Genomic DNA, 25,582 nt, shown 5'->3' with positions numbered 1-25,582 from the left:
TCGCTGCCCTGCCGGGCGCTCGCACCTTCTAGCGAGGAATCCAGCACTTGTCCGATATCACTACTTCCGAACCCGGGAGCGCCGACGCGCCCGCCGAGAAGCGCGTGCGCAAGCCGCGCGTCGCCAAGGCCGCCGCCAACACCGCTGCCGAGGCAGGTTCTCCCCCCTCCCAGCCTGCACTGCCCCTGGCTGCCGCGCATGACGCGCCGGCGCCGGTCGCCGCTCCGTCGGCGCCGCAGCAGGCACCGTCCGCCTCTACCGGCGACGCCTCCTCTGCCCAGGGCAATGCGCAACAGGACACCGGCGACGGTGGCCAGCGCAACCAGAACGGCAACAACACCCCCAAGGGCGGGCAGAACCCGTACCAGCAGGGTCAAGGCCAGGGCCAAGGCCAGAACCAAGGTCAGGGTCAGGGTCAGGGCAACCGCCGTGATCGTTTCCGCAATCGCCGTGACCGCAATCGCGGTGGCGATCGCTACAACGACGACGGCATGCCGCAGGACAACGGCGAACAGCAGCCGTTCGTGCGCAGCCAGCAGGCCAATGTGCCCGAAGGCTTCCCGGTCTATTCGCTGAGCGACCTCAAGCGCATGCCGGCGCAGAAGCTGCTGGAAATTGCCGAGCAGCTGCAGATCTCCGAAGGCGTGGCACGTGCCCGCAAGCAGGACGTGATCTTCGCCCTGCTCAAGGTGCTCACCCGCCATGGCGACGGCGTTGCCGCCGACGGCGTGCTGGAAATCCTGCCCGACGGCTTTGGTTTCCTACGTGCCGCCGAAGCCAGCTACCTGGCCGGCCCGGACGATACCTACATTTCGCCCAGCCAGATCCGCCGCTTCAACCTGCGCACCGGCGACCACCTGTCCGGCCGCATCCGCTTCCCGAAGGACGGCGAGCGTTACTTCGCGCTGTCGATCGTGGACACCATCAATGGTGAGCCGCTGGAAGCGTCGAAGAACAAGGTGCTGTTCGAAAATCTGACCCCGCTGTTCCCGCGCAAGCGCTTCACCCTGGAACGCGGCAACGGCTCGTCCGAAGACATCACCGGCCGCATCCTCGATCTGATGGCACCGCAGGGCAAGGGTCAGCGTTCGCTGATCGTCTCCCAGCCCAAGGCCGGTAAGACGATGATGATGCAGCAGGTGGCCACGGCGATCACCACCAATCATCCGGACGTGCACCTGATCGTGCTGCTGATCGATGAGCGCCCGGAAGAAGTGACCGAAATGCAGCGCACCGTGCGCGGCGAAGTCATCAGCTCCACCTTCGATGAACCGGCTGCGCGCCACGTGCAGGTTGCCGAAATGGTGATCGAGCGGGCCAAGCGCCTGGTCGAGCACAAGAAGGACGTGGTGATCCTGCTCGACTCGATCACCCGCCTGGCGCGTGCCTACAACAACGTGGTGCCCAGCTCCGGCAAGGTGCTCACCGGTGGTGTGGACGCCAACGCCCTGCACCGTCCGAAGCGCTTCTTCGGCGCCGCGCGTAACGTGGAGGAAGGCGGCAGCCTGACCATCATCGCTACCGCGCTGGTCGATACCGGCAGCAAGATGGACGAGGTGATCTACGAAGAGTTCAAGGGCACCGGCAACAGCGAAGTGCACCTGAGCCGTCGCATCTCTGAAAAGCGCGTGTTCCCGGCGATCGACATCAACCGCTCGGGTACCCGTCGCGAAGACCTGCTGATCGAACCGGAACTGCTGCAGAAGATCTGGATCCTGCGCAAGCTGCTGCATCCGATGGATGAAATGGCCGCGATGGAATTCCTGCTCGACAAGATGAAGAACACCAAGTCCAACGACGAGTTCTTCGGTTCGATGAAGCGCTGATACGCGTTCCAGGCGAACAGAAAAAGGCCCCGCACTGCGGGGCCTTTTTTGTTGAGAGCGACGCGGTGCTGCTGGCCGCTGGCCGGCTCCACGCACAAATACCCACACCCGGGTACCGCCGGCCGCGCTGGCCGGCTCCACGCACAAACACCCACACCCGGGTAGTGCCGGCCGCTGGCCGGCTCCACGCACAAATACCCACACCCGGGTACCGCCGGCCGCTGGCCGGCTCCACGCACGAACACCCACACCCGGGTACCGCCGGCCGCTGGCCGGCTCCACGCACAAATACCCACACCCGGGTACCGCCGGCCGCTGGCCGGCTCCACGCACAAATACCCACACCCGGGTACCGCCGGCCGCTGGCCGGCTCCACGCACGAACACCCACACCCGGGTAGTGCCGGCCGCTGGCCGGCTCCACGCAGCCCCGCCGAACGCCAGCCGGGCAGAGCCCGGCTCTACGGCCAACGCGCGCCAGCCGGGCAGAGCCCGGCTCTACGGGCAGCGCACCACGCCCGGCGCCTTGTCTGCATTCACCGACACGCGCACCTGGGTGAACGCCGCGGCAAACGGCGTGTCGGCACTCACCACGAACGGTGCTTCCACCGCCCCCAAGTCCACGCCGCGCTTGGCAAAGCACGCCAGCGGCACGGTCACGGTCTGCTTCTGGCCCGGCACCAGCGTGGTCAGCAGTGGCGCGATATCCACGCCGCCTTCGCACCCGGTGCCGCACTGCATGCTCACCGTCACCGGCGATGCCGGGCGCTGCACCAGCTGCACGTCGAACTGCAGCGCGCCGTGGTTGCGCGCCAGCGCGCCCAGGTTGCGCCGCGAGGTGCTGCGCGCGATCAACTGCGCCGGTGCCCGCCACGTGACTTCCTTGGCATCCTGCTGGGTGTTCACCTGCACGGTGCGCACCTGCACCACCGGCGTGGCGGTCGGCCAGCGCAGTGTGGCGTTGAGGTCGTTGCCCAGCGGCTGGGTGGCGCCGTTGGCAGCCACGTGCAATGCGAACGGCGGGGTATCGGCACGGTTGAAGATCGGCAGCGTGGTCACCTCGCCGCAGTTGTCCGGATTGGCTTCGGGCAGGCGCGTCAGCGTGCCGGGCGCGGTGTAGGCCAGGCCGTGACCCAGCGCGAACAGCGGCGGGCGCTTCGGGTCGGGCCGGTCAATCGGCGCCGGGCACGGCACGCCCGGCCACGGGAAGCTCAACCGGCCGCGGAAGTCGTGCGTGGGCTTGCCGTCCTTGCCCGCCACCAGCACGTCGGTGATGCCACGGCCTTCGCTGCCCGGCAGCCACGCGGCCACGAACGCCTGGGACAGGTTGAGCAGGTCGTTGGTGTACATCGGGCGGCCGGAGAAATACACGGTCACCACCGGCTTGCCACTGGCCTGCGCCGCGCGCAGCACGACCAGGTCCTGCGGGTAGGCGCGGCTGTGGCTGACCGAATCGGAGGCCAGGATGTCGCCGTTGGTTTCGGCGTAGGGGGTTTCGCCCACCACCGCCACCACCACATCGAACCTGCTCGGATCCAGCCCGGTGCCGTCGGCGCTGTAGGCCACCTGCTGTGTGCCCAGTTCGGCGCGCAGCGCACCCAGTACCGAATCGGCGTTGGGGAAATCGGCGTTGGTGTTCTCGGTGCCCTGCCAGGTCAGCGACCAGCCACCGGCCTGGTCGGACAGGTTGTCGGCGCTCTTGCCCACCACCATCACCCGCGCGTCGCGGCGCAACGGCAGCGCGCTGCCTTCGTTCTTCAGCAGCACCAGCGACTCACGCACCGCCCGGCGCGCCAGCGCGCGGTGCTGCACGGCGTTGGCGTCACCGGCGTAGCGACTGTCCGAAGGTGTGTGCTCGAACAGGCCAGCGCGCAGCTTGACCCGCAGGATGCGGCTGACCGCATCGTCGATGCGCGCCATCGGGATTTCCCCCTTCTCCACCTGCGCGATGGTGTTGGCGATGAATGCCTTCCAGTCGTCGGGCACCATCACCATGTCGATGCCGGCGTTGATCGCCTGGGCGCAGCTGTCGTTGCGGCAACCCGGCACCTGGGCGATGCCGTTCCAGTCGGAGACGACGAAACCGTCGAAGCCCATCTTGTCTTTCAGGGCATCGGTGAGCAGCGCCTTGTTGCCGTGCATCTTGCCGTAGTCGACGCGGCCGGTGCGGTCGTTCCAGCTGTTGAACGAGGCCATCACCGTCTGCACGCCTTCGCCCAGCGCACCGTAGTAGCCCTGCCCGTGCACGTTGACCATGGTGGCCTTGTCCACCAGCGCCTCGCCCTGGTCACGGCCGTTGTCAGTCGCACCGTCGCCGATGTAATGCTTGGCCGTGGCGACCACGTTGCCGTCGTCGCCGAAACGGCCCTGCGCGCCCTTGACGTAGGCGCGTGCGTACTCGCGCACGCGTGCCGGGTCGGACGAGAAACTCTCATAGGTGCGGCCCCAGCGCGGGTCGTGCGCCACGGCCAGAGTGGGCGCGAACACCCAGTCGATGCCGGTGGCGCGGGTGGCCCGTGCGGTGGCCTCCCCGATGCGCTCGACCAGCTCGGCATCGCCGGCCGCTCCCAGGCCGATGTTGTGCGGGAACAGCGTGGCGCCATGGACGTTGTTGTGGCCGTGCACCGCATCGGTGCCCCAGATCACCGGCACCGGCGTGCGTGCGTCGGTGGCCAACGAGGCCGCGCGGTACGCGTCGGCCAGTTTCAACCAGTCTGCAACAGTGGCGTGCTTGTTCATGCCCGGCCACGAGCCGCCGCCATTGAGCACCGAGCCGATGTAGTACTGGCGCACCTGCGCCGGGGTGATGGTCTTGATCTCCGGCTGGGTCATCTGCCCCACCTTCTGCGCCAGTGTCATCTGCGCCACGATCTGCTTCACCCGCGCCTCGATGGCCGCATCGCTGGCAATCGCGCTGGTCACCCGCGGCCAGTCCTGCAGGCGTTCGCCACTGGCAGGCGCAGCGGCCACCGGTGCGGCCAGGGCCAGCAGCAGGCAGCTGCCAAGAAGGGTCTTGTTGGGGCTGTTCACGGACAACTACCTCCGGTGGAATGACGCGCGATCGGGGTGGGCGCCGCGCGGATGACGACCACGCGCGATGGGCGACGACGGGGTGTCGGCGCGCATTTGGATCGGTTCAACGCCCCTGTCTGACAGCGCTGTCATACAAACACCCGTCACTACTGTCAACCACTGGAAGGCCCGCACGGGACGTGCGCCCCGCTACGACGGGGATTACCGCGCGAGCGGTTGCATCGATCTCATGCTGGGTGTTGCAACGCCGCACGAAATTCAACGGCGCGCCACAAGCCATCGCGGCATGGCACCATCGGCCTGCCTCGGCAACCTCCACCTGGTGTTGCCGCACTACCATCGGCAGTTGCCGACCTGCCCCCACATAGGATCCACCGCACCATGCGTAGTCGAATCGAGGATGTCGCCGCAGTCGCGGGCGTTTCGATCAAGACCGTGTCCCGCGTGCTCAACAACGAGCCCAACGTGCGCGCCGAAACGCGCGAGCGGGTCACCGCGGCCGTGGCGCGGCTGGGCTACAAGCCCAACCTGTCGGCACGCAGCCTGGCCGGGCAGCGCTCCTACGCACTGGCGCTGGTCTACAACAATCCGTCGCGCAACTACCTGATGGAAATCCAGAACGGCATGCTCGAAGCCTGCCACGCCACGCATTACAACCTGATCCTGGGGCCGGTCGGCGTCGGCCGCAGCACCCTGCCCGACCTGGCGGCCCTGTTCGAGAATTCGCGGCCCGACGGCGTGGTGCTGATTCCACCGTTGACCGACGATGCGGTGGTGCTGGCCTATCTGGAAGAGCACGACATTCCCTTTTCCAGCATCGCCCCGCGCCACCCGGACGGTCGCATCGGCGTGCGCATGGATGAAACCACGGCCGTGGTGGAACTGATGGGCCACCTGGTGGCGCAGGGCCACCGCCGCATTGGCCACATCAAGGGCCCGCGCGCGCACGGTGCCTGCCAGTGGCGCCTGGCCGGCTACCGGCAGGCACTGCGCGAGCACGGCATCGCCTACGACCCGGCCCTGGTGGTCAACGGGCAGTTTTCGTTCGAATCCGGGATCGAGGCGGCCAATACACTGCTCGACCTGCCACAACCGCCCACCGCCATCTTCGCGGCCAACGATGACATGGCCGCCGCGGTCTACCGCGTGGCCGGCCAGCGGGGCCTGCGCGTTCCGCGTGACCTGTCGGTATGCGGCTTCGATGACACGCCCATCGCCGGGCATATCTACCCGGCGCTGACCACGGTGCGGCAGCCCACCTCGCACATGGGCCGGCTGGCCACCGAACAGCTGATCGACCACATCCGCTCGCCCGATGCCGGCCGCATGGTCACGGTGGACCATGCGGTGCTGGTGCGCGAATCGACCCATGCGCCGCGACGGCGCTGAGGCGCGTGGTTACGCGGCGTGGCGCGAGCCCCGCCACGCGTAGAACACGATGTACAGGTAGCACAGCATCGGCAGCAGGAACGACAGCTGCAGGCCGTGGTTGTCGGCCACCCAACCCATCGCCAGCGGTACCACCGCACCGCCCACGATGGCCATCACCAGCAGGCTGGAGCCCTTGCCGGTCAGCGCGCCCAGCCGCGCGATGGCAAGCGCGAAGATGGTCGGGAACATGATCGAGTTGAACAGCCCGATGCTGACCACCGCCCACTTGGCCAACCCGCCACCGGCCAGCATGGTCACCGCCAGCAGCGCCATCACCACCAGCGCGAAGATGCCCAGCAGGCGGCGCGGGTCGAGCCGTGCCAGCAGCACGGTGCCGACCAGGCGCCCGACCAGCGCACCGCCCCAGTACAACGACACATACCGCGTGGCTTCCTGCTCGGTGAGCCCTTCGCCGATGCCCGGCATCGACAGGAAGTTGACCAGCACGCTGCCGATGGACACTTCGGCCCCCACGTAGAAGAAGATCGCCAGCACGCCGTAGCGCAGGTGCGGATGCCGCAGCGCGTCGCGGATGCGCCCGCCGGTGGCGCCCTCTTCCACGCCCGGGATGGCCGGCAGGCGGAACATCCAGATGGCCGCGGCCAGCACGAACAGCGCCACCGCCAGGCCGAAGTACGGCAGCTGCACCGACTGCGCCTCGGCGGCGCGGTAGGCCAGCGCCTCGGCGTGCGGCAGCAGCGCCAGGGCTTCATCGGTGCGCGGTTCGGCCGACAGGATCAGCAGGCCGCCGAACAGCGGCGCCAGCGTGGTGCCCAGTGCATTCATCGACTGCGCCAGCGTCAGCCGGCTGGACGCGGTCTGCTCCGGTCCCAGCAGCGCCACGTACGGGTTGGCCGCCACCTGCAGCACGGTGATGCCGGTGGCGAGCACGAACAACGCTGCCAGGAACAACCCGTAGACATGTGCATGCGCGGCCGGCCAGAACAGCAGCGCGCCCACGCCGGCAATGGCCAGCCCGGCCACGATGCCGCGCTTGTAGCCCACCGCCGCGACCAGCCGCCCTGCCGGCAGCGACATCAGGAAGTACGCACCGAAGAAGGTGAACTGCACCAGCATCGCCTGCACCCAGGTCAGCGCGAAGGCGGCCTTGAGGTGCGGAATGAGGATGTCGTTGAGGCAGGTCAGGAAGCCCCACATGAAGAAGATCGCGGTGACCACCGTCAGGGCCACGCGATTGCTTTGCACGTGTTGCCCGCGCACTGCAGCAGGGTTGTCCATTGCATGTCCTTGTTGAAGGGTATGCCAGCCATTCGGCGGCCACACATGGAACCCGCTTCGCCATCGATTGTCCAGCGCTGTCAGCAGACAGGACATGGGCAGCATGGCGGCCTGCGTGGGGCATCCGCGCAGTTTCGTTCTGCACTGCACAACGCCGTCGGCATGCTGCAGCGGCAGCACGGGATACCGCAGGAAACACACCGCAGGCCCTGCGCCACGGTGCTTTACCGGTCGTCGATACGGCCCGGATGACAGCGCTGGACGTGCCGCCCACGTCGGCAGGAGTCGCAATGGCAGGGTCGTTTGTTGACAACGCTGTCAACGATGGCTCCCAATCCGGCCCGTGTGCTGTTGAACCACGCCGTCACGCCGTCACGCCGTAGGACGCCATTATCGATTTCCCTGGGGAGGGAGCTTTCATGAAGACGTACAAGGTCGTACCCCGCAAGGCGATGCTCACTTCCGCGCTGCTGGCCGTGCTGGCCAGCCCCGCCTGGGCGCAGGATCCGGCCCGCCCGGCCACGGGCGAAGCGCCCGACCCGACCACGCTGGACGCGGTGCAGGTCACTGGCATCCGCGGCAGCCTCACCTCGTCGATGAACCTCAAGCGCGACAGCCAGGGTGTGGTCGATGGCATCGTGGCCGAGGACATCGGCAAGTTCCCCGATACCAACCTGGCCGAATCGCTGCAGCGCATCAGCGGCGTGTCGATCGACCGTACATCCAGCGGCGAAGGGTCCAAGGTGACCGTGCGCGGCATCGGGCCGGACTTCAACCTGGTGCTGCTCAACGGCCGCCAGATGCCCGCATCCAACCTGGGCAACGGCGGCGGTGGCCTGTCCGGCTCGCGCTCGTTCGATTTCGCCAACATCGCCTCCGAATCGATCTCGGCGGTGGAGGTGTACAAGACCACCCGCGCCGACAATCCCACCGGCGGCATCGGCGCCACCATCAACATCAAGACGCTGCGCCCGCTGGAGGCCGAGCCGGTGATCAGCCTGGGCCTGAAGGCGGTCAACGACAGCTCCAACGACAACCTGCCGCGCACCCTGCAGGGCGCCAACATCACCGGCGAGCTGTCGGGCATCTTCAGCCAGCGCTACGCCGACGACCGCTTCGGCGTGACCCTCAGCGCCAGCCACCAGGAGCGCGATTCGGGCTTCAACCAGGCCACCGTGGCCGAGGGCTGGGCCACCTTCCAGGGCAACGAAAGCAGCGACTGGCGCGCCTTGCCGCAACCCGGCCAAGGCTATTCGGACCGCATCCAGAACCGCCCCGACGCCACCGACATCTACGGCCGCCCGCAGAACACCGCCTACAACGTCAACGGCGTGCAGCGCCAGCGCACCAACGCCCAGGCCACCCTGCAGTGGAAGCCGGCCGACAACGTCACCACCACGCTGGACTACACCTATGTAGAGAACAAGGTGCAGCAGCAGCGCAGCGAGTTGTCGGTGTGGTTCAACTACGGCCCCGGCGACAGCACCTGGACCAATGGCCCGATCGCGGCGCCAATCATCTACAGCGAAGACATGGTCAACTCGGACGTGTCGATGGGCGGCATGAAGCTGGCCACCAAGAACAGCATGGACGCGCTGGGCTTCAACGTGGCCTGGGAAGTCAACGACGCGTTGAACCTGTCCTTCGACGTCCATAATGCCACCGCCGAATCGCAGCCGGACAGCCCGTATGGCTCGGCCGGCGTGCTCGGCGTGGCGGCCTTCGTGCGCGGCAAGACCACCGTGGACTACAGCGGCGACCTGCCGATCATCAACATCGCGCTGCCGCCGGGCGGCGTGCAGGCCAACCAGGCGCTGGTCACCGGTTCGGTGTTCCAGAACAGCTACAACAAGTCCAAGGTGCAGCAGTACCAGGGCAGCGGCACCTTCAAGTTCGCCGACTATTCCGCACTGGATTTCGGCGTCGGCCATACCAAGGTGGAGAACCGCTCGGCCTCGGCGATCATGCAGCGCGACAGCTGGGGCGGGCTGGGCAACCCGGCCGACTATGACGACAGCATCTGGTACGCCGACGACATGGCCAAGTACTTCGATGCGTTCTCCGGGCACAGCGACCCGCGCCTGACCGGCCAGTTCCTGGTGTTCGACTTCGACCGCCTGCGCGAGCGTGCCGGCCAGGTGGCCGCCAATGGCGAGCCGCCCTGCCCCACCTGCTACCTGGCGCCCACCGAGTACACCGAAGACATCCGCACCACCGAGACCTCCAAGAGCGCCTACCTGCAGTACCGCACCACCTTCGACTGGTCGATGCCGCTGCATGTGGCCGCCGGCGTGCGCTACGAGCAGACCGAGGTGGAATCGACCGCGCTGGTGCGCGTACCGACCAGCATCAACTGGGGCTCGGCCAACGAGTTCAACCTGGGCTATGCGGCCGAGGGCACCTTCATCGGCGGCAAGGGCAAGTACGACTACGTGCTGCCCAACGTGGACCTCAAGCTGGACATCACCGAGGCGCTGGCGCTGCGCGGCAGCTACAGCCGCAGCATCGGCCGCCCCGGCTGGACCCAGATCGACAGCGGCCGCCGCTTCGACAACATCGTGCGCACCCAGGGCGGCACCGGCTCGCGCGGCAATCCCGGGCTGGAGCCGCTGCTAGCCGACAACTTCGACCTGTCGCTGGAGTGGTACTACGGCGAATCCAGCTACGCCTCGCTGGGCTTCTTCCGCAAGAACATCAAGAACTTCATCAGCAACACCATCGTGCGCGACAACAGCGCCGGGCTGCACACCCCGGTGGGCGGCACTTACTGGAACGAGGCGCTGGCCTCGGGCTGCGGGGTGACCGACATGCCCTGCATCCGCGATTACATCTTCGCCAATCACGACGGCGACCCGGGCGTGACCGCCACCGGCACCAACTCGGCCGGCCAGCGCACCGGCACCATCGTCGGCCAGCCCGGCGACCCGGTCGCCGGGTTCGACATCACGGTGCCGGCCAACCAGCGCTCGGACCACCTGGACGGCTGGGAACTGAGCGTGCAGCAGCTGTTCGGGCAGACCGGCTTCGGCCTGGCGGCCAACTACACCAAGGTGAAGTCCGGCCTGACCTTCGACAACCTGAGCCTGGGCGACCAGTACCCGATGATCGGCTTGAGCGACTCGGCCAACCTGGTGCTGTTCTACGAGAAGTACAACTGGCAGGTGCGTGCGGCCTACAACTGGCGCGACAAATTCCTCAACGGCATCGGCGGGCAGGGCCCGAACCCGAACTACACCGACGCCTATGGCCAGCTGGACCTCAACATCAGCTACGCGGTGAGCGACCAGCTCACGCTGAGCCTGGAGGCGATCAACCTGACCGACGAAACCATGCGCACCTATGCGCGCCACACCAACATGCTGCGCTACGCCACCCAGACCGGGCCGCGTTACATGTTCGGGGTACGCTACAAGTTCTGAGCACAGGAACCACGGCGCGATGACAGGCCGGATCGAGGAAGTGCATGGGCTGGACCCGGCGCAGCTGCACACGCAGCTGCCCGGCTGGACCACACCCAAGGTGCTGCGCGGGCTGGTGGCGCACTGGCCGATGGTAGCTGCGGCACGCACATCGGCGGCCGCAGCGGTGGCACACCTCAAGCAGTTCGACCACGGCCAGTTGCCGGTCACCGCCACCACGGCGCCGCCACAGGCGCAGGGGCGGCTGTTCTACAACGCGGACATGAGCGGCTTCAACTTCCGCCGTGAGCAGATCGCCCTGAAGGTGGTGCTCGACACCTTGCTCAAGTACCAGCCCGACCCCGACCCGCCCGGCATCTACGTGGCTTCGACCACGCTGGACAGCTTCCTGCCCGGTTTCGGCACGTGCAATCCGCTGGCGCTGGGGGTGGACGACCCGCTGGCCAGCATCTGGATCGGCAACCGCTCGCGCATTGCCGCCCACCAGGATGTACCGGACAACCTGGCCTGCGTGGCCGCCGGCCGACGCCGGGTGACCGTGTTCGCCCCAGAGCAGATCGACAACCTGTACATCGGTCCGCTGGATTTCACCCCCGCCGGCCAGGCCATCAGCCTGGTCGACTTCGCCGCACCGGACCTGCAGCGCTTTCCGCGTTTTGCCCAGGCGTTGGCACATGCGCAGGTGGCCGAGCTGGGCCCGGGCGATGCGGTGTTCATCCCTTCGTTGTGGTGGCACCACATGGAAGGGCTGGACACGTTCAATGTTCTGGTGAACTACTGGTGGCGTCCGGTGCCGGCATGGATGGATGCGCCCATGAACGCGTTGATGCTGGCCATGCTGGCGCTGCGCGAACTACCACCGCACCAACGCGAACAGTGGCGTACCGTCTTCGACCATTACGTGTTCCATGCCAACCCGGACACCGCCGCGCATGTCCCCGCCCACGCGCGCGGCGTGCTGGGCGCGCTGGATGCGAACACGGCCGCACAGGTGCGCAGCGTGCTGCGCCGACGGTTGGAGCGCTGAACGCGTGCGGGTGCGCGCTTCACCCACGGCGCGCCGTAATCCGCAATAATCCGCGGCGTGACCCGTAGTCCGCCCGGGGGTGGGATGTTGCGCTCCTGATTGCTCCATCGCTGCCGTTCCATCCGCATCCCGGCTGGCGCTGCACCCTGCCAGTCCGAAGCCCCGCATGCGCCCGTTTTCCACCCGTCTCAACCTTGGCAAGCTGATCCTTGGCCTGGCCCTGCTCAGTGCCGTGGTGGCGCTGGCCAATACCCTGCACGCCAGTTACCGGGTGCAGCGCGAGCAGTTGATCGGCACCACCCTGGAAGCCAACCGGGTGTATGCCAGCAAGCTGGCCGAGACCACCCAGAACTTCATCCAGTCCGCGCAGCAGCAGCTGGCCTACAGCGCCACCGCGCTGGGCCAGCGCACGCACGACCGCGGCGAGCTGGAAGCCGAAGCGGCACGCCTGCAGCTGCAGACCAACAGCTTCAATTCGGTGTTGATCGTCGACCCGGCCGGCACCGTGCTGGCCACCTCGCCTCAGAGCCTGGCGCTGCAGGGCGTCACCCTCAACAGCCGCGGCAACAAGGACGCGCTGGACCGGCGCGAGCCGTTCATCAGTGACCCCTACCAGTCGGCCACCGGGCGCCTGCTGGTGGCCATCTCCCATCCCGTCTTCAGCGCGCAGGGCCAGTACCAGGGCTACGTCAGCGGCACCATCTACCTGCGCGAGCGCAGCATCCTGCAGACGCTGCTGGGCAAGCATTACTACCGCGACGGCTCCTACCTGTACGTGGTCGACCGCAACGGCCGCATCCTGTACCACATCGAACCCAACCGGGTGGGTCAGTTCGCGATGGAGAACCCGGCGGTGCTGGCGGTCAGCAAGGGCCACACCGGTGCCCAGCAGGTGCGCAACAGCCACGGCGTGCAGATGCTGGCCGGCTATGCGCCGGTGCCGATCGTCGGCTGGGGCGTGGTGGCCCAACGCCCGGCCGACGCCACGCTGGCGGCCTTGTCCACGCTGATGAAGGCAGTGATCTGGAATGCGATTCCGCTTGGCGTGCTGTCGCTGCTGATCACCTGGTGGTTTGCGCGGCGCATCTCGCTGCCGCTGTGGCAGCTGGCGCGCAACGTGCAGAACCGCGACACCGGCATCGCCATCCGCCATGTCACCGGCATCCGCGCGTGGTACTACGAAGTGGCGCATCTCAAGCAGGCCCTGCTGTACAGCTTCAACCTGCTGCAGGACCGCATCGGCAAGCTCAACCGCGCCAGCATGACCGACCCGCTGACCGGGCTGCAGAACCGCCGCGGCCTGCAACAAGGGCTGGAAGACTGGCAGGCGCGCGGGCAGCCGTTCGGGATCATCGCGCTGGACATCGACCGCTTCAAGACCATCAACGACCGTTTCGGGCATGCGGTGGGCGATGCGGTGATCCTGCGCATCGCGCAGCTGATGCGCGACGACTCGCGCGACACCGACCTGCTCTGCCGCAACGGCGGCGAAGAATTCCTGATCCTGCTGCCGGGCATCGACACCGAGGCGTCCGCACGCATCGCCGAACGCCTGCGCGTGCAGGTGGCGGCCGAAGTGTTCGAGGAGGTCGGCTCGGTCACGGTGTCGCTGGGCGTGGCCCACTACCCCAGCTATCACGAGGATCCGCAGCAGGCGCTGCGGCTGGCCGACAAGGCGCTCTACATGGCCAAGGAACAGGGCCGCAACCGCACCGTGGTGCACCCGGCACCGGAACGGCGCGGCGGCGCGTGACGCGCCCAGGCAGGGCGTGCGCGTGCCCCGCCGCCGCTGCCGTGCGGGTCAGCCGCCAAGCGGGGTGAGCAACCTCGGCCCCTGGCGGGCAGCATCGGCCATGAACACGCCGCCCTGCGGAAGCAGGTCGGCGTTGGCATCGGCACTCAGCGCCTTGTCGGCACGCCACGGCGCCTGCTGGCGTGGGCCAGGAATGTACGCATCCCACTTGCCGTAGCGCTCACGCTCGTCGTGCAACGCGAAGTGGATGGGCACCCGCAGCGTCCAGCTCGGCGCATCCTTGAATTCACCAGCCGTAGGCGTCTTGAACGTCCACTTGCGTGCCGCGGCCATCGACGCGCGTGACAGCTTATCGCGCATGCTGCGCATCTGCGCCTCGGTACCCACCACGCGCAGGTTGACCTGCTCGGTCGCCACGTCCATGACCTTGCCATCGCGACCCACCTGCACGAGAAGCAGCACATCGCCACGGCCACCTGCGCGATAGACGTCCTCTGGATAGGCCGGGGCGCGCGTCTGCAGCTTGGTGACGCGATCCACGGCGTCGTCCTTGTACTCCTCGAAACTGGCGGCCAACAGAGTGACCTGCTGCTTGCCGTCGGGCATGCTCTTGCCCGCCAGGCGGATGCTGACCGGCGTGCGTGCGGGGACGGCACGGCCGTTCAGCCGCACCGGTTCGAACCGCCAGGTCTGCACGGCGCCTTCGAGGAAGCGCGCAATGGCCTCGTCGACCTGCTCGCGCTTGTCGAGCTGGAAGCTTTCCACCTGCCCTTCGGTGCCGATATGGATCTGGCCGGTCAGCACCATGGCCGCTTCGGCCTGCTCACGCACCGCGCGCCGGGACTGTGCCTGGGCTTCTGGCAGCATCGACAGGCCGACGCCGCCAACGGCGAGGGCCAGCGCAAGAATATGGGATGAACGCATCGCACCTGCTCCTTGTGGATGCGTCGAGCCTAACGCAGCAGTCGTGGTGTTTCCAATCAAGCCAACCGATGGCTTTCCGCATAAGGCGGCGTATCTGGAAAATCACCGGCAGCAAAGCGTGCCTGCAGACCCTGCCACCATGCAGGATCGAACAGGTGCGCGAAGTGCTCGCGCACGGCCGCCAGCTCGGCGCCCGGCAAGCCCATGAACATCCAGAAGCGCTCGGGAAACACATCGCGCGGGCCGATCTGGAACCACGGCTCGTCGGCCAATGCTTCTTCTGCATTGCGGGGCGTGGGCCAGGCGCGGAAGGTGCAGTCACTGACCAGGCACAGTTCGTCGTAGTCGTAGAACACCGCACGCCCATGCCGGGACACGCCGAAGTTCTTCGGCAGCATGTCGCCTGGGAAAATGTTGTTGCGCGCCATGTCGGTGATCGCCTGCGCGTAGTCCAGTGCCGCGTTGCGCCGGGCCTCGCTGGCCTGCTCGCGCAGGTACAGGTTGAGCGGACGGAACCGGCGCTGCACGTAGCACAGCGTTACCACCACGTCGTCGCCGTCCTCGCTGACGCTGCTGCGGCACTGGGTCAACAGCTCGTCCAGCAGTGCCGGGGCGAAACGCGCACGCGGAAACCGCAGGTGGCGATAAGGCTGCGCATCCAGCAGGCGGCCCACGCGGTCAAGGTTGAAAACCAGCGCATACTTCTCTTCCACCTGCTGCCGGGACATCGCCTTGGGCCAGGCGAAGCGGTCGCGGATCAGCTTGAACACCAGCGGATAGCTGGGCAGCGTGAACACCGCCATGACCATGCCCGGGGTGCCATCGGCATGCACCAGCTGCTCGGTGGGATGGTCCTGGAAGTGCCGGAAGAAGGTGCGGTAACGCTCGGTCTTGCCCTGCTTGGCGCGCCCCAGCACGGTGTAGATTTCATCGATGGGCTTGCCCGGCAGCAGGCTGCGCAGGAACACCACTGCATCGCCCACCGTGGCCAGGTCGGCCTGGAAATAGCTGCGCGACACGCCGAACAGGTGCGCCACGTCGCGGCGCCGGGTCAGCACGGCCTCGGCGCGCAGGCCATGCTGGTCGTTGACCAGTGCGATCACGCACGGCGAAAAGCGATGCTCGCCGAACACGCGGCCCACCAGATACGCGCGGCGTTCGCGGTAGAACACGGTGTCCAGCAACTCGATGCTGCGCACCGGGTAATCGCCCCAATGCGCCAGGTCGTCCTGCAGCCGCACCGCGATCGCCGCCGCGCAGCGCAGCTGGTGTGCATACGGTACGTCGAACCGGTAGTCGCCCAGTACCCGCAACAAGGCTTCGGCCGGGCGCGTGGCCGACAGGGTGTAGCTGTGGCGGGCGACCGGATGGGTGATCGCGTCGGACGGCTCGACATCCATGGCCATGAACTCGATGGCCGCATCCACGCCCTGCGTGGCGAACAGCCGCCGCGCCAGGGTGTTGTAGAAGGTCTTGTACAGCTCGGCATCGATCAGGCCATCCAGCAGCGCGGCGTAGGCCTGGCGTACGTGCAGCCACAGCGTGCGGGTACCCACCTGCTCGCCAGCGCCGCGGCGCAGGGCATCCACGGTCTGGGCGATGCAGTGGTCATACAGGCCGATGCGCTCGACGGCGTCCTGCCGGGCACCGGCCCAGTCACGCGTTTCAAAGCGCAGCCGCGCCCGCTGCGTGACGGCCGCAAAGCGCGCGTGGTAATGCTCGAAGCCATCGCGGATCAGCAGCGCCAGCGTTGTGGCCAGCGTACCGGGATCAGGAATATCGGCGGCTGCCATTCATCGCACCGAAGGGACCAGCGGTCACCATACGACAGCCGCCGCTGCCTGGGGTAGCGGGAAGAAAGAGGTTCTTCTCCCATCTGAGGGGAGCGCCTTGTTGCAAGGGCCGTCGCAGAGTGTGCACGACACTACGCGGGTGGCCGGGTGTGCAGGCGCTCTTTGGATTGGCTTCGGTCTCCGATCGGGCGGGTCGCGAGCGTGAGGGCCCCGCAGCAGCCGGTAGGCTCCTGGTGCAAATGTCCCCCGGCCGCGAAGCGGCCTCCTCCTTTATTTTGCCCAGGAGCCTACCGGCTGCTACGGGGCTCGGCCTGCGGTAAGAAGGAAAAGCCAGGCTTTTCTGGCGCTGTCGGTGGGTCGGGCGCTGGGTCCCCATGCCCTTGGAGGCGAAATAAAGGAGGAGGGGGCGGCCGCAGGCCGACGCCGGGGGACATTCGCCGGAAAGGGCATGGGGGCCCAGCGCCCGATCCGCCGCCGGCTGTGTGCCGGGAGAGCATCAAGGCACGTTTCTGCTTGCCCCGCCTATGGGCGAAGAACCAAAAAAACGCCGCCGGCCGCCACCACGGCGCGGCCGACGGCGGAGGGAACCTTACAGCGCCAGTTCGGCTTCCACGTCCTGCACCTTGCGGCGTGCCAGGGCGAGGTTGGACTTGTTGCGGTCCAGGACCAGGTACAGGAACAGGCCCTTCTTGCGCGAGACCGGGCGCAGGATGTGGTACGCCTTGCCCAGCGAGATCAGGATGTCTTCGATGGTGTCGTTGAGATTGAGCGATGCGGCCGTCTTCATCTTGGCGCGAATCACCTCGGTGTTGCCTGCCGCCGCCACTTCCATGTCCATCCCCGAACCGGCCTCCCCCAGCAGCATGCCGCTTTCGTAATCGACCAGCGCCACCGCCTGCGCGCCATCGATGGTCATCAGCGCGTTCAAGGTATCGTCGAGTCCTGCCATGTTGCACCCCGTTGGTTGTCGAGCCCCGTGTTCCCCTGCGGATCGGCTCGTGATCCGCTGAGTTCGGCCATGATGTTGCGGCCACATTCCTTCGCACTCCACAGCACCTTGCCGATCACGCAGCGCGCGTCGCAGGCGGTCATCAGCAGCAGCGGCGCCGGCGTTGCAGGCAGGGCCAGCATCAGCACCTTGCCCTCGCCGGCTTCCAGCATCAGCACTTCCAGCTCCCCCAGCGCCAGCTCGCGGCCCACCGCGGCGGCCAGCGCCAGCATCGCGCTGGTCATCGCGGCCAGGCGCTCGCCATTGCCATGCGTGCCTGCCGCCGGCACCAGCGCGAAACCATCCACGCTGGCCAGCACCACGCTGCGCACCCCGTTGATGTCATCGGCAAAGCCCTGCAGGTGATGGCCCAGGCGCGCGCGCAAGGCCGGGTCGAGGCGGCGTGCATCGTGTCCATCAGCCATGCGCAGCCACCAGGGCACCGGCTTCCATTTCGCTCATCAGTACGTCCATCAGGCACAGCCCCTGTTCGCGATCGCGTGCATCCACCGGCACCACCGGCAGCCAACGGCCCTGCTGGCCGGTGTGGACCGCGCAGGCCTCCAGGTCGAACTGCGGGGCCAGGTCCAGCCGCGACACACCGATCACCGCCGGCACCTGCGCAGCGTGCTGCCGCAACACCGCCAGGTACGCGGCCAGCTCGTCGGCCACGGTGTCGCGGGTGGCATCCAGCAGCAGCACCACGCCACTGGCCCCCTGCAGCAGGATCGGCCAGAGGAAATCGAACCGCTGCTGACCGGGCGTGCCATACAGACGCAGGCGGTCGCCATTGGGGAGGTCGATATCGGCGTAGTCCATTGCCACCGTGGTCGATGCCTTGTCCGCGCCTTGGCGGTCGCTGTTGTGCACATCGGTGTTGATCACCGCCCCGGCGGCGATGGCACGCACCAGCGTCGATTTTCCACACCCCATGCTGCCCAGCACCACGATCTTGTGTTCGCGCACGTCAGCCCCCGCTGCGCTGGCGCACGCTGCGCCACATCCGGGCCAGCAGGCCACCGGCATCGTTGCCGCCGATCAGCCGGCTGCCACCTGCCGGTGCCTCCAGCGCGGCGTAGCCGCACAGGTAGGCCGGGTGTACGAAGGCGCGTACCGCCGCGCCGGAAATGTCCAGCAACGACGCACACTCGTCCACGCTGCAGGCCCGTTTCAGCAGCAGCGAACACAGCCGGAAGCTGTCGTGTTGGTGGCCCAGCACGCGGAAATCCGGCCAGCGCAGCAGGCGCACCCGTGCGTGCTGTTGCAGGCGTACATCCAGGTCGTGCCAATGCGCCGGGTGCTGGCCCCAGTGCCACAACAGCGGGCGCAGCGACTGGCGCGGCAGCTCACCGGCCAGTTGCTGGTAGCGCTTGGCGGCGATGCCATGCAGCGCCAGCTGTTCGAAATCATCGGAGAGCAGTTGCGCCAGCTCGGCATTGCCGCTGCCGTCAGGCACCACCATCTGGTCCTGCTCGAAATCCAGCAACAGCACCGGCAACCCATTCAAGGCCAGCACCGCATGCCCGTGCCGGGACTGCAGGCTTTCGCGCAGCGCGCGGGTGATCGCCTTGGCGCCGCGCGCCGCGCAGGGCTCTTCGATCGAAACGGCGGCCGGCGCGGCGGGCATCTGGCGCAGTGCGTGCTCGATGGCATGGTCGTCCAGCACCGCGTGCTCATCGCCCTGGCCATGACGCAGGTGGCCATCCTGGTCTTCGATCCAGAACTGGATCTTCGGCCGCTCACGCACCATCCGCAGCGCGGCGTTGCGTAACGCGGGCGTGTCCTTGATCACCAACAGATCGCAGTCATCCAGGTCACGGCAGCTGCGCACGGTGTCGGCCGTCAAGGCCGCGGCCGAGCGCAGGCGCTGCAACAAGGCGTGCTCCCCCTGGATATCCGATCCGACCACCAGCACCCTGGCCATCGCCTTCCCCTGCGTTGTGAGAGATCACACTTACTGCAGAAAAGATCGTCGATAGGCTATGCCATCGATACCAGGGCTTAAGTGATGCATCGCACAGATTGAAGTGACGTTTCTGCACAGTCCGTGGGTGGCCAGACGTTGTGGCGACAAGGCAAGTTCCGTACCACTCGCGTTGACGCGGCCTTCATGCCCGGGCCGCACATCTCGACCAGCATCACAGTCTGGCGTGGCCATCGGTGCAGGCCAGGCACAGGGGCGCCCAACAAAAAACCCGCGCCGAAGCGCGGGTTTCTGTCGATCACCGCAGGTGCGGCGTCGAGACCTTACAGCGCAGCCAGCGCGCTGTTGAAGGTGCTGCTCGGGCGCATCGCAGCCGAGGCCTTGGCCACGTCCGGACGGTAGTAGCCGCCGATGTCGACGGCCTTGCCCTGCACCGCAGCCAGCTCTTCGACGATCGTCTGCTCGTTGTCAGCCAGCGCCTTGGCCAGCGGGGCAAAGCGGGCCTTCAGCGCAGCGTCGTCGTCCTGCGCGGCCAGGGCCTGGGCCCAGTACAGCGCGATGTAGAAGTGGCTGCCGCGGTTGTCGATGCCACCCAGCTTGCGCGACGGCGACTTGTCGTTGTCCAGGAACTGGCCGTTGGCCTGGTCCAGGGTCTTGGCCAGCACCGTGGCGCCGGCGTTGTCGTAGCGGTTGCCGAGGTGTTCAAGCGAGGCGGCCAGGGCCAGGAACTCGCCCAGCGAATCCCAGCGCAGGTAGTCCTCTTCCACGAACTGCTGCACGTGCTTGGGGGCCGACCCGCCGGCACCGGTCTCGAACAGGCCGCCACCGGCCATCAGCGGCACGATCGACAGCATCTTGGCGCTGGTGCCCAGCTCCATGATCGGGAACAGGTCGGTGAGGTAATCGCGCAGCACGTTGCCGGTCACCGAGATGGTGTCCTCGCCCTTGCGGATGCGGTCCAGCGAGAACGCCGTCGCTTCCACCGGGGTCAGGATGCGGATGTCCAGGCCGGTCGTGTCGTGGTCCTTCAGGTAGGTTTCCACCTTGGCGATCACCTGCGCGTCGTGCGCACGTGCGGCATCCAGCCAGAACACCGCCGGGGTGCTGCTCAGGCGGGCGCGGTTGACGGCCAGCTTCACCCAGTCCTGGATCGGCGCATCCTTGGTCTGGCACATGCGCCAGATGTCACCGGTCTGCACGGCGTGTTCGAACACCACGGCGCCCGCCTCGTCGGTGACGCGCACGGTGCCGTCGGCCGGGATCTGGAAGGTCTTGTCGTGCGAGCCGTATTCCTCGGCCTTCTGCGCCATCAGGCCGACGTTGGGCACCGAGCCCATGGTGGCCGGATCGAACGCGCCGTGGGTGCGGCAATCGTCGATGACGGCCTGGTACACACCGGCATAGCAACGATCAGGGATGACGGCCTTGGTGTCCTGCAGCTTGCCGTCGGCATTCCACATGCCACCCGAATCGCGGATCATCGCCGGCATCGACGCATCGACGATGACGTCGCTGGGCACGTGCAGGTTGGTGATGCCCTTGTCCGAGTTGACCATCGCCAGGCCCGGGCGCTTGCCGTATTCGGCGGCGAGGTCGGCCTTGATGGTTTCCTGCAGCGCTTCAGGCAGCTGCGGCAGACGCGCGTAGAGATCGCCGATGCCGTTGTTGGGATCGAAGCCGGCCTGCTTGAGCACGTCGGCGTGCTTGGCCAGCACGTCCTTGTAGAACTCTTCGACGACCACGCCGAACATGATCGGGTCGGAGACCTTCATCATGGTGGCCTTGAGGTGCAGCGAGAACAGCACGCCCTTTGCCTTGGCGTCGGCGATCTGCGCCTGCACGAAGCTGGCCAGCGCGTTGCGGCTCATCACGGCGGCATCGACGATCTCACCGGCCTTGACCGCGGTCTTTTCCTTCAGCACGACGGTGGTGCCATCGGCCTGCTGCAGTTCGATCTTCAGGCTGCCGGCGGTAGCCAGCGTGGCCGACTTTTCGCTGCCGTAGAAATCGCCGCCGTCCATGTGCGACACGTGCGACTTGGACTCGGTGGACCACTTGCCCATGCGGTGCGGGTGCTTGCGCGCGTAGTTCTTCACCGACAGGGGCGCGCGGCGATCGGAGTTGCCTTCGCGCAGCACCGGGTTCACCGCGCTGCCCTTGACCTTGTCATAGCGCGCCTTGATGTCGCGCGAGACGTCGTCGGTGGGCACGTCCGGGTAGTTCGGCAGGGCAAAGCCCTGGTCCTGCAGTTCCTTGATGGCCGCCTTCAGCTGCGGCACCGAGGCGCTGATGTTGGGCAGCTTGATGATGTTGGCGTCCGGGGTGGTCGCCAGCTGGCCCAGTTCGGCCAGGTGGTCCACTTCCTTCTGCGCGTCCTTCAGGTAATCCGGGAACAGCGCCAGGATGCGGCCGGACAACGAGATATCACGGGTTTCAACGGCAATGCCGGCGGTGGCGGTGTAGGCCTCGACGATCGGCAGCAGCGACTGGGTCGCCAGGAACGGGGCTTCATCGGTAAGCGTGTAGAGAATCTTGGGCGAACTGGACATGGGGGACGGAGGCTCTCTTGCGGATCTGATGAGTGACCGCGCCGGGTGGGGCGCGCTGCGGGAAACTCCCGCATTGTCGCGTTTTAAGCCCCCCGGAGCAAAGCCGGGCCATACGCGAACGTATTGGAACACTGTGGTGCGGCCAGCTTCGTATCATCTGAAACCAGCCCATAAAAAAGACGCAGCCTCGCGGCTGCGTCCATCGTGAGCCTGTTGCCGGGAGAGAGTCGGCTGGCGGCTTACTTGACCTCGAACTCTTGCGGCGTTCCTGCCGCCTTACCATCTACCGTGACTTCCGCGCGGTACTTGCCCGCCGGCCAGCCCTTGGCATTCTTGAAGGTGACGTTGGTGGTGTCGGCACCGGTGGTGTTGAGTGCCTGGTTCTGCTCACCGGCCACCTGCCCGTCCTGGAACGTCAGCTTGGCGGCCACGTTGGCGTTGTTGGCCGCGCCGTCAGTGCGTACCGAGACGATGATGTCGTCCTTCGGTGCGAACAGCGCCACCGTTGCCACGCTCTTGTCGGCGGCAGCGGTCTTGCCCACCGTCACGGCGGTCACGTTCACGCCGGCTGCCGCGGCCATCGGCTCGGGCGCCGCAGGCGTCATCGGTGCCGGTTCAGCCGGGGTCATCGCCGCCGGTTGTGCGTTGTTGTCGGCGGTGTCTTCTTTCTTCTTGCAGCCGGCCAATGCCACGGTGGCCAGCAGGGCAGCGAGAACGGCAGTACTGATGGATGTCTTCTTCATGTAATTCCTCCCTGGGAATTCAGTGGACTACAAGCAAGGGTGACTCAGGCTTTGGGCGGCAACTTGAGGGTCTGGCCGGGGAAAATCTTGTCCGGGTCCTCGAGTACGTCACGGTTGGCCTCGAAGATCTTCTTCCAGGCGTTGGCGTCGCCCAGTTCCTGCTTGGCGATCTTCGACAGCGAGTCGCCCTTCTGCACGGTGTAGGTGCCTCCTACCTTTTCGGCGGTGCTGTCCACCGAAGCGGTAACGCCGGAGAAATCCGCCTTTTCGACCTTCTGCGCGGTGCTGTCCACGCTGGAGGTGACACCGGAGAAATCGGCCTTCTTATCGGTACTCATCCACACACTCCCGTCTTCATTGACGACATGGAACGGACGGTGTCACAGCGGGTGTTAATAGGGCATGGCGTGGATGTGAAGACGCGCGGAACGGCGACGGGCGGCCACATTGCCGGGGGTAGAGCCACCCCATGGGTGGCTGCGCGCGGTGCCGGGTTCCGGGGCAGCGACCCGTGGGGTCGCTCTACCAGGCGGTGCCGGGTTCCGGGGCAGCGACCCGTGGGGTCGCTCTACCGGGCGGTGCGCGGTCCCGGGCAGCGACCCATGGGGTCGCTCTACTGGCGTAGGTCGCGGACGGTGCGGGCCGGCAGTTCGATGCCCGGGCTGGCCCGCCACGGGTTGATGTCCAGCCCGCCGCGGCGGGTGTAACGCGCTTCCACTTCCAGCCACTGCGGTGCACAGCGCTGGGTGATTTCGCTGAAGATCCGCTCCACGCATTGCTCGTGGAATTCAGCGTGCTCGCGGTAGCTGACCAGGTACTTCAGCAGCCCCTCGCGGTCGATCTGCGGCCCGTGGTAGCGGATGCTCACACTGGCCCAGTCCGGCTGCCCCGTTACCGGGCAGTTGGACTTCAGCAGCGCCGAACTCAACGTCTCGGTCACCACCTGCGCGGCGTCGGCCGACAGGAATTCCGGCGCGGGCGGCCCGTAACGCTCGATCGCCACATCCAGCTCGTCCAGCGACTCGCCCTCGGCCTCCTCGACCAGCATCGGCACCCCGAACCGCACCGTCACCACCGCCCCGGCGCACCCGGACAGATCGGCGGTGATCCGCAGCCGCGCCGCCTCGTCATCCTCGAAGCGCGTGCTGTTGAGCGAATTGAGGTACAGCTTGAACGACTTGGATTCGATCAGATTGGGCGACGTGCACGGCACGCTGACCGTGGCCACCGCCACGCGCGGTTTGCCGCGCCGGTCCAGCCAGCTCAGCTCATAGGCCTGCCAACGGTCATGCCCGACGAACGGCAGCGCCGCCTCGTCCAGACCGATCTCTTCACGCGCGCCACGGCGCGGAATGGGAAACAGCAGCGCGGAATCGTACTGCGACGGGTAAGCAACCTCGCGACCGAGGCTGGAGTCCTGGGGGGTATTCATCGCCCCATTTTACGCCGGGAGGCGCGCGGCGTCTGGCGACGAACGCGGAAGGCCATGGCGACCGGGGGCAGTGCGCCCCCAGGCGGCGGGAGGGCCGGAACCCGCCCGCCCGTGCTGGTTTTCGCCCCGGCCAGCGGCCGGGACCTACCGTCGTTTTACCCTGCCGCCGGCGCTGGCGCCGCCGTCCCGTTGAGATAGTCCAGGCTCACCTGCAGCAACGCCCGCAGGCCCACGTCCAGCGCCTTCTCATCCAGCAGGAACTTCGGCGAGTGGTTGGCCGGCGCCGTGGCCGGATCGATCCCCTCGCTCGTCGACCCCACGAAGAAGAACAGCCCCGGTACCTCCTTGGCGTACAGCGAAAAGTCCTCCGCCCCCATCTGCAGCGGCGGCTCGTACACATTGTCCTTGCCCACCACCGCCTGCAGGCTCGGCAGCATCCGCGCCGTCAGCGCCGGATCGTTCACCGTCGCCGGATTGCCCTCGGACTCGTAGATCTCCGTCACCGCCTTGGCCCCGTGCGCCGCCGCCGTGTGCTCGGCCACGTTGCGCAGGTCCGCGAAAATCTGCTGCCGCATCCCCTCGTCGAACGTCCGGATCGTCCCCACCATCTCCACCTCGTCGGGAATGATGTTGTAGCGGATACCGCCCTTGATCGCCCCGAAGGTCAGCACCGCCGGCTGCTTGGACAGGTTCGCCCGCCGGCTCACGATCGTCTGCGCCGTCCCCACCAGATCGGCCGTCGCCACGATCGGGTCCACCCCGTTCCACGGCGCCGACCCATGCGTCTGCCGCCCGATCACCTTGATCCCGAACCGGTCCGAGGCGGCCATCAACGGCCCCCCGCGCACCGCGATCTGCCCGGCCGGCACGCTCGAGAACACATGCAGCCCGAACACCGCCTCCGGCTTGAAGTCGGCAAACAGACCCTCCTTCAGCATCAACGCCGCACCGCCCTCTTCTGGCGGCGGCGCCCCTTCTTCAGAGGGCTGGAAGATCAGCATCACCTCGCCCGGCAGGTTCGCCTGCATCTTCACCAGCGCGTCGGCCACCCCCAGCAGCGTGGCCGTATGCGCATCGTGCCCGCAGGCGTGCATCACCCCCACCGGCTCGCCGCGGTAGGTACTGGTGGCCTTGGACGCAAACGGCAGCCCGGTCTGCTCGGTCACCGGCAGGGCGTCCATGTCCGCGCGCAGCGCGATCCGCGGGCCCGGCTTGCCACCCTTGATGATCGCCACCACGCCATGGTGGGCAATCCCGGTTTTGGGCTTCAGCCCCATCGCGCGCAACTGCTCGGCCACCTTGGCCGACGTGCGCTCCTCGCGGTTGGACAGCTCCGGGTGCTGGTGGAAATCGCGCCGCCAGTCGACCACCTTGGCCTTCAGCCGGGTGGCCGCCGCCGTCACTTCCGGGCGCTCGGCGGGGGTAGCCGCGGCCAGCGCGGGGCAGGCAAGCAGCAGGGCGGACAGCAGCAGCGACAGACGAGGCATTGCACATCTCCACGG

At 67.2% G+C, this 25,582-nt stretch carries 17 protein-coding genes and 1 pseudogene; 5 read left to right on the top strand and 13 right to left on the bottom strand.

Annotated elements, in window-relative coordinates:
- The first annotated feature begins 47 nt into the window (after positions 1-47).
- The gene (gene rho / locus DX03_RS01620; RefSeq protein ID WP_038685829.1) at positions 48-1,826 is read left to right on the top strand and encodes a transcription termination factor Rho; all 1,779 of its coding nucleotides are present in this window, start codon (positions 48-50) and stop codon (positions 1,824-1,826) included.
- A 497-nt stretch (positions 1,827-2,323) separates the two neighbouring features.
- On the opposite strand, the gene DX03_RS01615 is transcribed toward rho, so the two are convergent.
- Positions 2,324-4,855 carry a glycoside hydrolase family 3 protein gene (locus tag DX03_RS01615; RefSeq protein ID WP_038685828.1) on the bottom strand — a complete coding sequence of 844 codons (2,532 nt, stop codon included), beginning with the start codon at positions 4,853-4,855 and terminating at the stop codon, positions 2,324-2,326.
- Positions 4,856-5,239: 384 nt separating this feature from the next.
- On the opposite strand from DX03_RS01615, the gene DX03_RS01610 reads away from it, so the two are divergent.
- Positions 5,240-6,247 carry a LacI family DNA-binding transcriptional regulator gene (locus DX03_RS01610; protein ID WP_038685827.1) on the top strand — a complete coding sequence of 336 codons (1,008 nt, stop codon included), beginning with the start codon at positions 5,240-5,242 and terminating at the stop codon, positions 6,245-6,247.
- Positions 6,248-6,256: 9 nt separating this feature from the next.
- On the opposite strand, the gene DX03_RS01605 is transcribed toward DX03_RS01610, so the two are convergent.
- Positions 6,257-7,528 (bottom strand): sugar MFS transporter, encoded by a 1,272-nt coding sequence (locus DX03_RS01605; protein ID WP_051598702.1) that lies wholly within the window; start codon positions 7,526-7,528, stop codon positions 6,257-6,259.
- A 419-nt stretch (positions 7,529-7,947) separates the two neighbouring features.
- Here DX03_RS01605 and DX03_RS01600 point away from each other — a divergent pair, with 419 nt between their 5' ends.
- The 3 genes from DX03_RS01600 (at position 7,948) to DX03_RS01590 (ending at position 13,727) form a co-directional block, all read left to right on the top strand.
- A complete protein-coding gene (locus DX03_RS01600) occupies positions 7,948-10,947 on the top strand; it encodes a TonB-dependent receptor (protein WP_038685826.1) in 3,000 nt (999 codons plus the stop codon).
- A gap of 19 nt (positions 10,948-10,966) precedes the next feature.
- A complete protein-coding gene (locus DX03_RS01595) occupies positions 10,967-11,974 on the top strand; it encodes a cupin-like domain-containing protein (RefSeq protein ID WP_038685825.1) in 1,008 nt (335 codons plus the stop codon).
- Positions 11,975-12,140: 166 nt separating this feature from the next.
- Positions 12,141-13,727: a sensor domain-containing diguanylate cyclase gene (locus tag DX03_RS01590; protein ID WP_038685824.1), complete on the top strand. Its 1,587-nt coding sequence runs from the start codon at positions 12,141-12,143 to the stop codon at positions 13,725-13,727.
- Positions 13,728-13,775: 48 nt separating this feature from the next.
- On the opposite strand, the gene DX03_RS01585 is transcribed toward DX03_RS01590, so the two are convergent.
- The 11 genes and pseudogenes from DX03_RS01585 to DX03_RS01535 form a co-directional block, all read right to left on the bottom strand.
- Positions 13,776-14,651: an energy transducer TonB gene (locus tag DX03_RS01585; protein ID WP_038685823.1), complete on the bottom strand. Its 876-nt coding sequence runs from the start codon at positions 14,649-14,651 to the stop codon at positions 13,776-13,778.
- Positions 14,652-14,707: 56 nt separating this feature from the next.
- Entirely contained in the window at positions 14,708-16,444 is a 1,737-nt protein-coding gene (aceK, locus tag DX03_RS01580) for a bifunctional isocitrate dehydrogenase kinase/phosphatase (RefSeq protein ID WP_038685822.1), read from the bottom strand.
- A gap of 589 nt (positions 16,445-17,033) precedes the next feature.
- Positions 17,034-17,393 carry a hypothetical protein gene (locus DX03_RS01575; RefSeq protein WP_038685821.1) on the bottom strand — a complete coding sequence of 120 codons (360 nt, stop codon included), beginning with the start codon at positions 17,391-17,393 and terminating at the stop codon, positions 17,034-17,036.
- Positions 17,394-17,443: 50 nt separating this feature from the next.
- Positions 17,444-17,857, bottom strand: a pseudogene (locus tag DX03_RS01570) (roadblock/LC7 domain-containing protein); the annotation flags it as partial.
- The gene (locus DX03_RS01565) at positions 17,850-18,398 is read right to left on the bottom strand and encodes a GTP-binding protein (RefSeq protein WP_038685820.1); all 549 of its coding nucleotides are present in this window, start codon (positions 18,396-18,398) and stop codon (positions 17,850-17,852) included. The pseudogene DX03_RS01570 and the gene DX03_RS01565, both read right to left, overlap by 8 nt.
- Position 18,399: 1 nt before the next feature.
- Complete coding sequence (locus tag DX03_RS01560) at positions 18,400-19,356, bottom strand: hypothetical protein (protein WP_038685819.1); 957 nt, start codon at positions 19,354-19,356, stop codon at positions 18,400-18,402.
- Between the two features lie 323 nt (positions 19,357-19,679).
- Positions 19,680-21,905 carry an NADP-dependent isocitrate dehydrogenase gene (locus DX03_RS01555; RefSeq protein ID WP_038685818.1) on the bottom strand — a complete coding sequence of 742 codons (2,226 nt, stop codon included), beginning with the start codon at positions 21,903-21,905 and terminating at the stop codon, positions 19,680-19,682.
- A 239-nt stretch (positions 21,906-22,144) separates the two neighbouring features.
- The gene (locus DX03_RS01550; protein WP_038685817.1) at positions 22,145-22,648 is read right to left on the bottom strand and encodes a hypothetical protein; all 504 of its coding nucleotides are present in this window, start codon (positions 22,646-22,648) and stop codon (positions 22,145-22,147) included.
- A 44-nt stretch (positions 22,649-22,692) separates the two neighbouring features.
- Positions 22,693-22,986 carry a LysM peptidoglycan-binding domain-containing protein gene (locus tag DX03_RS01545; protein WP_038685816.1) on the bottom strand — a complete coding sequence of 98 codons (294 nt, stop codon included), beginning with the start codon at positions 22,984-22,986 and terminating at the stop codon, positions 22,693-22,695.
- A 275-nt stretch (positions 22,987-23,261) separates the two neighbouring features.
- A complete protein-coding gene (queF, locus tag DX03_RS01540; RefSeq protein ID WP_038685815.1) occupies positions 23,262-24,080 on the bottom strand; it encodes an NADPH-dependent 7-cyano-7-deazaguanine reductase QueF in 819 nt (272 codons plus the stop codon).
- 155 nt (positions 24,081-24,235) lie between these two features.
- Positions 24,236-25,567 carry a M20 family metallopeptidase gene (locus DX03_RS01535; RefSeq protein WP_038685814.1) on the bottom strand — a complete coding sequence of 444 codons (1,332 nt, stop codon included), beginning with the start codon at positions 25,565-25,567 and terminating at the stop codon, positions 24,236-24,238.
- Between the last annotated feature and the right edge of the window lie 15 nt (positions 25,568-25,582).

Source organism: Stenotrophomonas rhizophila (genome assembly GCF_000661955.1).
Lineage (GTDB): Bacteria > Pseudomonadota > Gammaproteobacteria > Xanthomonadales > Xanthomonadaceae > Stenotrophomonas > Stenotrophomonas rhizophila.
This window is presented reverse-complemented; position numbering and strand designations above follow the sequence as displayed.